The sequence below is a fragment of the Desulfosudis oleivorans Hxd3 genome, from assembly GCF_000018405.1.
Classification (GTDB): Bacteria; Desulfobacterota; Desulfobacteria; order Desulfobacterales; family Desulfosudaceae; genus Desulfosudis; species Desulfosudis oleivorans.
Genome location: NC_009943.1, coordinates 2621161 through 2630702, shown reverse-complemented (window position 1 = coordinate 2630702; position 9542 = coordinate 2621161). Strand labels below are relative to the sequence as shown.

The following is a 9542-nucleotide window of genomic DNA, read 5'->3' as shown; positions in this document are numbered from 1 at the left end:
CTTCGGCCGCCCCTCTTGTTTTATACGGCGCTTGTTTTGCCTTCCGTTTTCATAAGGGAGGCAAGCGGTTTATTCGGAAGCCTGCGGCGCAGCGCAGGCGCTTGCGTCGCATAAGGCAGGTAAGGTCAGTCCGCCCCTCGCAGCCCCATGATGGTCCGGGCCTCGTCCGGCGTGGCCGGTGTTCTGCCCAGGACCTCGGCGATTTTGACGGCCTGTTCCACCAGTTCATAGTTGCCTTTTGCCAGTTCGCCGTTGGCCAGGCGGGTGTTGTCTTCCAGGCCCACGCGCATGTGGCCCCCCATGAGGGCTGACTGCATGATGGCGGGAAACTCGTCTTTTGCCACGCCACAGGTGGTAAAGTTTATTTTTCTGCCCAGGGACTTCACGGCATGGGCCAGGGCCACGAAGGTGTCGGGCCGGAACTGCTGACCCCCGGTGACGCCCCAGACGAAATTGAAGTTAAGGGGCTCGGTGAAAAAGCCCTGCTTTGCAATGGCACAAAAGTTGTCCAGCCCGCCCATGTCGTAAATTTCAATTTCCGGCTTGACCCGGTTATCCTCCATGGCCTTGCCGAAGTCCTGGAGCATGGTAAAGGTGTTTTCAAACACATAGTCCACGAAGATAGCGCCGGTTTTCCGGTCCAGCACGCTGAAGTTCATGGTGTTGGTGTTCAGGGAGGCCATTTCCGGTTTGATCGCCACAATCTGGGCGATGCGCTGCTCGGCCGTGGCCCCCATGCCCACCGCGGAACTCAAGTTGACGATCAGTTCCGGGGTTCTGTCTTTGATGGCGTCGTGGGTCTGCCGAATGCGGTCGATGTCCCAGGTGGGCCACCCGTCATCGGTTTTGGCGTGGACATGGACCATGGCGGCACCGGCCTTATACGCCTTTGCCGCCTCCTCGGCAAACTCGGCAGGGGTGTAGGGCACCGACGGGTTGTTGTTCTTGAAGGTGGCGGCGCCGGAAAGGGCTGCGGTGATGATTGCTTTTTCTGTCATGTTAACCTCATTTTTTTGTTTTTCTGGACCTTTTCCTGCTTAATGGGCGCACAGGATTCAAGGGTTCAAGGGGTTGAGGGTCCAAGGGATTGTTTCGGAAGATGAATCATTTTAACGTCTTGTCAGGCATGCCGATTACCGCGGCAAACCGGCCGGTTCTGCCTTCGCCGCGATAGGAAAAAAACAGGTCGGTCCGGCACCGGGTGCAGAGACCGGCAATTTCGATGTGGGCTTCAGGCACGCCGGCTGCCATCAGCTGATGCCGGCTGATTTGCCAGAAATCAAACCGATTGCTTTTGTCTTTGTATTTCCAGAAAGGAGGGGGCAGTTCATTCTTATAATTGACAAACTCGGCGCAGCAGGGACCCAGCGACGGCCCGATGCCGGCCAGAATGTCGGCGGGGTTGACGCCGAATCGTTGGGTCAGTGTTTTTATGGTTATGCCGATAATGTCGGCCACGCTGCCCCGCCACCCGGAATGGATGTTGGCCGCAACGTTTTTGACCGGGTCATACAGCAGGACAGCCTGGCAGTCGGCCAGCTTGATGCCCAGCAGCAGGCCGGGGGTTGCTGTCACAAGGGCGTCTCCATCCGGCTGTTTTGGCGCCGGAGCTGCCGCATCCACGACATGCACGCCGGTTTTGTGCACCTGGTTTAAAAAGAACAGGGGCCGGTTGCCGAAACAGGCTGCCACGGCCCTCCGGTTCTGTCCCACGGCCTCAGGGGTGTCTCCCACGCTGGTGCTCATGTTGAGGCTGTCAAACGGCGGGCTGCTGATGCCGCCCGTCCGCGCAAAGATGCCGTGAAGCACTCCCGGATACCGGGCCAGGTGGGAAAACTTAAAAAAGGTCAGGCTGTTTTGCGTGGTCTGGATCATGGCGCTGTCAGTCAAATCCGATCCATGTTGTCAGGGCATCCACCGGTTCCCGTGTGCTTTCCAGCCGGTTGGCCGGAAAGTCGGGGTCCGGGTAACCGATGGCAATGGCGGTGACGATTTTCTTGGATTCCGGAATATCGGCGAATTGGCGAAGCACATCCGGGTACTGGACCCCCTGGCCTTCGATGCAGGTGCCAAGATCGTGCTCCACCGCGGCCAGGCAGATCATCTGCATTACCGCGCCCATGTCCAGCAGCGGACCGGGGTCGTTGAGAACCCGGTCATGGGTGAGAATAATGGCCGCAGGGGCGTCAAAGAACCGGAACCCCCGCTGGATCCAGTCGATGCGCTGGGCCATGTCGTCTCTTTGAATGTTCATCAGGCGAAAGAGCTCTTTTCCCAGCTCCACCTGCCGCCGGCGATACACGCTGTCGTTGGGCCAGACCGAGTAGGCCGCTTCCGGTGCCGGGGCCACGCCCTTTTGCAGGTTCTCAATGTGCTGGTGCTTGATCGATTCCAGGGCCGGTCCGGCAATCACGAAAAACTCCCATGGCTGAATGTTCATGCCCGATGCGGCCCGGCCGGCAACGGTTAGGACCGCTTCAAGGGTCTCTTTTGACACCGGGTCGGGTTTGAATCTTCGAATGCTTTTGCGCGCATACACAACGTCCTTAAACTCCATGAGCGTCTCCTTTTTGTGGTTTCGCAAGGGGCTGAAAAACAGGCCAGGCGGATAATATCTTTATGCCGGCACAATGGTGCAGGTGTCGCTCTTCATGCCGGCTGTTGCGTTGCGGGTGTCGATGACCAGCCGGGCATGCCGGATGATGAACTGCATATCATAGTCGCTGTGGTTTGCCAGGATCAGCACGGCGTCGGCAGCGGCCAGGGTCTCGGGCGCCAGCGGCACCGATGCCATGGTAAAATCATATTTGCGGGTGGGCCGCAGCCGGGGAATCCAGGGATCGTTGTAGCTGACGGCTGCGCCCTGATCCGTGAGTTTTTTCATGATAGGGTAGGCCGGCGACTCCCGGTCGTCATCCACATCCTTTTTGTAGGCCACGCCCAGGACCAGGATGGTGCTGTTGCGGACGCAACGGCCCATGCGGTTTAAGGCGTCGGCGGTTTTTGTCACCACATAGTCGGGCATCAGGGTGTTGATCTCTCCGGCCAGCTCAATGAATTTGGTGGCAAAGCCGTACTCCTTGGCCTTCCAGGTCAGGTAGAAGGGGTCGATGGGAATGCAGTGGCCCCCCAGGCCGGGGCCGGGGTAAAAGGGCATGAACCCGAAAGGCTTGGTGGCCGCGGCTTCAATGACTTCAAAGATGTCGATGTTCATGCGGTGGGCCAGGATCTTGAGTTCGTTGACCAGGGCGATGTTGACCGACCGGAAGGTGTTTTCAAGGATCTTGGCAAACTCTGCCACCCGGGCCGACGATACCGGCACGGTCCGGGTGATGGTGCTGTAAAGGGTGTCGGCCGCCTCCAGACAGGCCGGGGTGATGCCGCCCACGATCTTGGGAATGTTGGTAACGGAAAACCCTTTGTTGCCCGGGTCTTCCCGCTCCGGGGAAAAGGCCAGAAAAAAATCGATACCCGGTTTCATGGTGTTTGAGGCAAACCGAAAGAGCAGTTCTTCTTCCGTGGTTTCCGGGTAGGTGGTACTTTCCAGCACCACCAGCTGCCCTTTTCTCAGAAACCGGGCAATGGTCTGGGCCGTGTTTACCAGGGCCGAAAGGTCGGGCACCCGTTTGTCGGTCAGGGGCGTGGGCACGCAGATGAGAATGCAGTCCGCCTCGGCCAGCCGGGAAAAATCGCTGGTCGCTTCAAAGGACTTGTTTCCGATCAGGTCTTTTACCGGTTCCAGGGGGATATGGCGGATATATGTCCTGCCGTTGGCGATGTGGTCGCACTTCTCCTGGTCTGTATCAAACCCGAGAACGGAAAAGCCTTTTTTTGCAAAAGTCAGGGCCAGGGGCAGGCCCACATAGCCCAGGCCGATCACCGCGATTCGGGCGGTCCGGGCCTCTATCTTTGCGATCAGTTCAGCGCAGCGGTCGCTTCGGGTCATTTTTTCACCTCTGGTCATCGCGATCGGGTCACATCCTGCTTCGGGCATTCGGCTTCAACCGGGCACCGGCTGCAAAAGGGCGACACCGGTACGCAGATGGTCTGGCCGTATGAAACCAGGAGTTCATTGTAGGGTTTCCAGTATTTTTTGGGAAGTGTTTTTCTCAAGGCGAACTCGGTCTCTTCCGGGGTCCGTGTCGTCACAATGCCGGTGCGGTTGCTGATGCGGTGTACATGGGTGTCCACGCAGATGCCGTCCCTGCCGAACCCCTCGATCAGCACGAGGTTTGCCGTTTTGCGGCCCACGCCGGGCAGGGCAAGCAGGGCCTCCATTTCGTCGGGTACCCGGCCGTCATGGCGTTCGAGCAGAATGCGGCTGATCTCAATCAGGCGTTTTGCCTTTGTGGGATAAAACCCCACCGGGTAGATCAGCTTTTCTATCTTTTGGGCCGGCAGCGCGGCGATTTGTTCCGGTGTATTTGCCACGGCCAGCAGGCGCCGGGCCGCGGCATCGGTTACCGCGTCTTTTGTTCGCAGCGAGAGCAGGGTGGATGCGAGAATTTCAAAGGGGGTGGCGCCCCGGTTGGCGATCAGGGTGATCACCGGGGCCTGGCTCTTTTTTCTGGCTTTTTTCAGTTCGCGCACAAATCGGTCAAGGTCAACAACTTGTTTTCGCATTTTCAGATTCCATGCCGGGTCGTAAACGTCTCAGGCCAGGGGCGGTGCAATCACCACCTGTTGCTTGCCTTCGTGGCTTTTTGCCTCATACAGCGCCCTGTCCACATGTTGCAGCAGGCGGTCCAGGTCTATCAGACCATCAGGGACAGCGGCGATACCGAAGCTGACGCTCACCTTTGCCCCCTGTTGCTCAGCCCACCGGGCAAACCGGGCCTGCAGGCGGCCGGCCACCTGTTCGGCATCACCGGGGGACATGTTGACCAGCATGAACACAAACTCATCCCCGCCGTAACGGGCCACGATGTCGGATCTTCGAAGCAGTTCACCGGTCAGGCGGGCAAACAGTTTAAGCACCTGGTCTCCAAAAAGGTGGCCCTTTGTGTCGTTGACCCCCTTAAAATTGTCCAGGTCCGCGAACATCACTACGAGGGGTGTCTGTTCCCGTTCATGGAGCGAAAGCAGATAGGCGGCGCTCTGAATAAAGGCGGTCCGGTTATAGAGTCCGGTCAGCGGATCCTGCCGGGACATTACCTGGGCCTTTTTTTTCATTCGTTCGATGCGGCTGAACAACAGGTAATTGTAATAAAGAAAGATGGCGATAAACAGGACCACAAAAACAAGAGGAAAAGAAAATTCCTGAAAAAACAGCCATTGCCGGATGGCAAGAATGGGTATGCCGAGCAGTAAAACAGCGACAAACTGTTCCAGAAAAATCTTCAGGCCGTGCTGCATGCCGTTGCCCATCACCGCGATCATCACCAGCATGCCGGTGGGCGGTATATCAAAGGGGTCGATCAGCGTGGCGGTAAAGGCGGCCCCGATATCAACCCATGCGGCCAGGCGGACCCCCACCCACCCGACACCCCGGGTACGGTAATGCCACCACCACGCAAGATGAAAAACGAAAAAAGCGGCGATCACGCCGCCGACTTCGACGGGAGGCAGCAGAAACGGGGTAACGGGAATAACGAAAAAATAGAACGCCGCCAGCAAGCCAAGGGTCATCCGGATGGCAAGCTGCATGCGCGGCATATAAATGGCCGGCGGCTCTATATCGGCAGACGGTTGATTGAACGTCACCGGTTTGTTTTTAAAATAGGAAGGCAATGGTCATGTCCGTTGGAAAGTCTGTATTTTTATGAATTTTAACACATTCCACCGGTTCTGACAGCATAAAACCGGCGGCACTATATAAGCCGGTCGTGCGACCCGTTCGTTTTACGGTCAACCCGGCCTTTTTTTGTGCCCATTTTCTAAAAGGATTTTTAAAGGTTTCTTGACAACGGAAAAAACCCCTGCTAAAAATGAATGAGTCTTCATTCATTGAGTGAGTATTCATTCATTTATACGGCACATGTGCCGGTACATAATTTTTTATCATAAAGGAGAACAGGTTATGGCACAGGGAACACTTTCAGGCCGCAGGGATGTGGATTTTGTCCTGCATGAAATGCTTAATGTGGAAGAACTTTCCAAACACGAACTGTTTGCCGACTTCAACCGGAAAACCATTGATATGGTGGTTTCCGAGGCCCGGAATTTCGCACTCAAAGAGATCCTTCCCGCCAACGAGGAAGGGGACAAGGGGTGCGTGTTTGAAAACGGCCAGGTCAAGACACCCGAATCTTTCAAGCGGATTTTTGATCTGTATTGCGAAGGCGAATGGATCGGGGCATCGGAAGATCCCGAGTTCGGCGGCCAGGGCATGCCCAACGTGCTCAACCTGGCGGCGGCCGAGTTCTTCTCAGGCGCCAGCATGGCCTTCATGATGTATCCCGGCCTGACCCACGGGGCCGCCAAGATGATTGAGTCCCTGGGCACCGAGGAGCAGAAAAAGATCTATGTCAAAAACATGTATACCGGCAAGTGGGCCGGCACCATGCTGCTCACCGAGCCCGATGCCGGCACCGACGTGGGTGCGCTGACCACCACCGCGAAAAAGAACGACGACGGCACCTACTCCATCACCGGTAACAAGATTTTCATCTCCGCGGGCGAGCATGACATGACGGAAAACATTATTCATCCGGTGCTGGCCCGTATTGAGGGTGCACCCGCCGGTACCCGCGGCATCTCCCTGTTTATCGTTCCCAAATACCGGGTCAATCCGGACGGCAGCCTGGGCGAGTTCAACGACGTGGTATGCACCGGCATTGAAGAGAAGATGGGCATCCACGGAAACGCCACCTGCTCGCTGACCCTGGGCGGCAAGGGCAACTGCATCGGTACCCTGCTGGGCCAGGAGAACAAGGGCATGAAGGCCATGTTCCTGATGATGAACGAGGCCCGCTTCGGTGTTGGTGTTCAGGGTTTCTCCCTGGGGGCCACCTCTTTTGCCAACGCGGTTGCCTATGCCAAGGAGCGGATTCAGGGCCGCGAACTTCTCAAGTTCATGGACGCCGATGCGCCGTCGGTCAACATCATCAAGCACCCGGATGTACGCCGGCAACTGCTGGTCATGAAATCCTATGTTGAAGGCATGCGGGCTCTGCTTTATTACGTTGCCCGGTGTTTCGACATGGAGCGCGTGCTGGAAGAGTCGGATGAAAAGGAAAAGTACAAGGCCCTGATCGAGTTCCTGATTCCGGTGGTCAAGGCATACTGCACGGACAAGGGGTTTGAAGTGTGTGTGCTCGGCATGCAGGTATACGGCGGTTACGGCTATATTGCGGAGTATCCCCAGGAGCAGCTGGTGCGCGACTGCAAGATCACCAGCATCTACGAGGGTACCAACGGGGTCCAGGCCATGGACCTGCTGGCCCGCAAGCTCGGCATGAAGGGCGGCAAGCCCCTCATGGATCTGATGGGTGAGATGGGCAACACCGTGGCCCAGGCAAAGGCCGTGGATGGCTTAAAAGAGCTGGCCGAGTCGGTTGAAAAGGCTTCGGCCAAGCTGGGTGAGGTGGCCATGGCCATCGGCCAGACCGCCATGTCGGAAAAGGTGCTGGATGCTTTTGGTTCAGCCACCCCCTTCCTGGAGGTCACCGGCGATGTGGTGATGGCCTGGCTGCACCTGTGGCGGGCCACCGTGGCGGCCAAGGCTCTGGCAAGCGGCAACGCCAAGAAAAAGGACGAGGCCTTCTACCAGGGCCAGGTCAAGACCGCCCAGTTCTTTATTCAGACCCTGCTGCCCATGGCCATGGGCAAGATGGACGGTGTCAAGACCTTTACTTCGGCTGTCATGGAGATTCCTGAAGACGGGTTCATGCAGTAGGATGAAAACAACCGGTGGCCGACGTAACGCAGCAAGGGGTTCGGCCACCGGATAGAAGGAATGACCGGCCCGCTGACACACCGTGTCAGCGCCAGCTGTTCATATAATGGTTGTGTACCCCCTACACAACCATCCCCCCCTGAGAGGGGCGTGCTTTGCGCGCCCCTCTTCCTTTTTTTGTGAAAATAGCGAAAAATTAATCCGCTTTATTCTCTGCTTCCTGTTTTCCTTCTTTTATCCGGTGGAGCAGGTCCCATCCCTTTTTGGCCAGCAGATTGCCGATGATGGCGGCGACAATGGCAAACAGAAGAGAACCGGCCCACAGGTAGGCGGTGTGTTCCACCAGCCGGCCCATTTTTTCTCCGAACCCGAAAAGGGAGATGATGGTTTTCAGAAATTCTGACTGGCCCAGAAGAAAGCGACCGAGCCAGTGGGCCGACAGGTAAATCGGAGGGGCTGTCAGCGGGTTGGTCACCCAGCAGGCGGTCAGGGCGGCAAACAGGTTGACCCGGAAGAAAATGGCGCCGAGTACGCAGAAAATCATCTGAAAGGGAATGGTGGGGGTAAAGGCGATAAAAAGGCCGAGGGAAAGTCCGCCGGCCAGGGCCTCCTTTTCAAATCCCCAGAGAGAGTGGGAAAATATCCGTTCTCCAAAGAGCCGGTGCAGTTGAGTGTTACGCAGCCCCTTTTTTAACAGGTCCTGCTGTTCACGTAAAAGGGCAAGCCGTTTTCTGATTTTCATGGTCGTGCAATTTTTTGAAGGGGCTCGCGCTGCCCCTCTTTGTCCCGCAAAAAGGGGGGCGGCGCTTTAAGTAAAACGATCCGTCGAAAGAATGTGTGCTTTCAACGGATCGTCGGTTGGCTCATGAAAGCGGGATTCGGTGTTACTCAGACTCCATTTTGGTCTCCCACACCTCCCACACCTTGCCGACCAGGTCAGGAGAGGGCTTGAGAGTTAGTTTACCCGGCTTCCACCCGGAGGGTGTGGCCTCGCTGCCTTTGGATTTTCGAACCAGTTGAAAGGCCTGAATCTGCCGCAGGGTTTCGGCCACGTGCCGGCCCACCGGCGGGGTGAGCACTTCGTAAGCCTGAATCACACCGTCCGGATCAATGATGAACCGCCCCCGGTTTTCTACCCCGGCATCTTCATCATAGACGCCGTAGGCTGTGCCGACCTTGCCGCCGCCGTCGGAGAGCATGGGAAAGGGAATACCGCCCTTGACCATTTTCGTCAGCTCATTGTCGTTCCACATCTTGTGCACAAACACACTGTCCACGCTCATGGAAAAAAGTTCCACTCCCAGCTTCTGAAAGGCCTTGTGGTTCGCGGCGACCGCCGCAATTTCGGTCGCTCAGACAAAGGTGAAGTCACCCGGGTACAGGCAGAGCACCACCCATTTGCCCAGGTAGTCGGAAAGTTTGACGGATGTGAATTTGCCTTTGTGATACGCGGGCGCTACAAAGTCGGGGGCTGGTTTTCCTACCTGAATCATGGGTCTCACCTCCTTGGCGGGTGATGCGGTTGTCTCTTTGTTCTCCTCGGTTTTTTTCTGTCCTACCACGCCGCCGGTGGGGCGGGCGCATCCTACCTTTTCCTCTTTTGGCATTTGCAACCTCCTTTTTTCGCCGGGTGCCGACGATGATCGCGAATCGTTATGGGTCATCCGGCTTCTTCTGCTACGGTGCAGGGAACCTGTTTTTCCCA

Annotated in this window: 9 protein-coding genes; 1 reads left to right on the top strand and 8 read right to left on the bottom strand. The window is 56.9% G+C overall.

The annotated features are described in order from the left end of the window. Positions 1 to 125 precede the first annotated feature (125 nt). From DOLE_RS11155 to DOLE_RS17480, 6 genes are all read right to left on the bottom strand, one after another. Positions 126 to 998, bottom strand: coding sequence for a BKACE family enzyme (locus DOLE_RS11155; protein WP_012175586.1), 873 nt, complete (start codon positions 996 to 998; stop codon positions 126 to 128). A 106-nt stretch (positions 999 to 1104) separates the two neighbouring features. Then, on the bottom strand, positions 1105 to 1890 hold the full coding sequence (pgeF, locus tag DOLE_RS11150; protein WP_232362699.1) for a peptidoglycan editing factor PgeF: 786 nt from the start codon (positions 1888 to 1890) through the stop codon (positions 1105 to 1107). Continuing rightward, positions 1883 to 2557, bottom strand: a complete 675-nt coding sequence (locus tag DOLE_RS11145) for a nitroreductase (RefSeq protein ID WP_012175584.1) — start codon at positions 2555 to 2557, stop codon at positions 1883 to 1885. Before DOLE_RS11145 ends, pgeF begins: the two co-directional genes overlap by 8 nt. Before the next feature lie 60 nt (positions 2558 to 2617). Then, complete coding sequence (locus DOLE_RS11140) at positions 2618 to 3946, bottom strand: nucleotide sugar dehydrogenase (RefSeq protein WP_012175583.1); 1329 nt, start codon at positions 3944 to 3946, stop codon at positions 2618 to 2620. 14 nt (positions 3947 to 3960) lie between these two features. Continuing rightward, positions 3961 to 4623, bottom strand: a complete 663-nt coding sequence (locus DOLE_RS11135) for an endonuclease III domain-containing protein (RefSeq protein ID WP_012175582.1) — start codon at positions 4621 to 4623, stop codon at positions 3961 to 3963. A gap of 30 nt (positions 4624 to 4653) precedes the next feature. Then, on the bottom strand, positions 4654 to 5730 hold the full coding sequence (locus tag DOLE_RS17480) for a GGDEF domain-containing protein (protein WP_052294296.1): 1077 nt from the start codon (positions 5728 to 5730) through the stop codon (positions 4654 to 4656). Positions 5731 to 6019: 289 nt separating this feature from the next. Here DOLE_RS17480 and DOLE_RS11125 point away from each other — a divergent pair, with 289 nt between their 5' ends. After that, the gene (locus tag DOLE_RS11125; protein WP_012175580.1) at positions 6020 to 7837 is read left to right on the top strand and encodes an acyl-CoA dehydrogenase; all 1818 of its coding nucleotides are present in this window, start codon (positions 6020 to 6022) and stop codon (positions 7835 to 7837) included. A 196-nt stretch (positions 7838 to 8033) separates the two neighbouring features. Here the strand turns inward: DOLE_RS11125 and DOLE_RS17475 are convergent, their stop codons facing one another. Both DOLE_RS17475 and prxU read right to left on the bottom strand, forming a co-directional pair. Beyond that, the gene (locus DOLE_RS17475) at positions 8034 to 8579 is read right to left on the bottom strand and encodes a DUF2062 domain-containing protein (protein ID WP_012175579.1); all 546 of its coding nucleotides are present in this window, start codon (positions 8577 to 8579) and stop codon (positions 8034 to 8036) included. A gap of 142 nt (positions 8580 to 8721) precedes the next feature. Further along, positions 8722 to 9444: a thioredoxin-dependent peroxiredoxin gene (gene prxU / locus DOLE_RS18605; protein WP_232362698.1), complete on the bottom strand. Its 723-nt coding sequence runs from the start codon at positions 9442 to 9444 to the stop codon at positions 8722 to 8724. Between the last annotated feature and the right edge of the window lie 98 nt (positions 9445 to 9542).

Excerpts from the sequence above, each read along its gene's own strand:
- DOLE_RS11155 (WP_012175586.1), bottom strand. The coding sequence starts at position 998 with ATGACAGAAAAAGCAATCATCACCGCAGCCCTTTCCGGCGCCGCCACC.
- DOLE_RS11145 (WP_012175584.1), bottom strand. The coding sequence starts at position 2,557 with ATGGAGTTTAAGGACGTTGTGTATGCGCGCAAAAGCATTCGAAGATTC.
- DOLE_RS11140 (WP_012175583.1), bottom strand. The coding sequence starts at position 3,946 with ATGACCCGAAGCGACCGCTGCGCTGAACTGATCGCAAAGATAGAGGCC.
- DOLE_RS11135 (WP_012175582.1), bottom strand. The coding sequence starts at position 4,623 with ATGCGAAAACAAGTTGTTGACCTTGACCGATTTGTGCGCGAACTGAAA.
- DOLE_RS11125 (WP_012175580.1), top strand. The coding sequence starts at position 6,020 with ATGGCACAGGGAACACTTTCAGGCCGCAGGGATGTGGATTTTGTCCTG.
- DOLE_RS17475 (WP_012175579.1), bottom strand. The coding sequence starts at position 8,579 with ATGAAAATCAGAAAACGGCTTGCCCTTTTACGTGAACAGCAGGACCTG.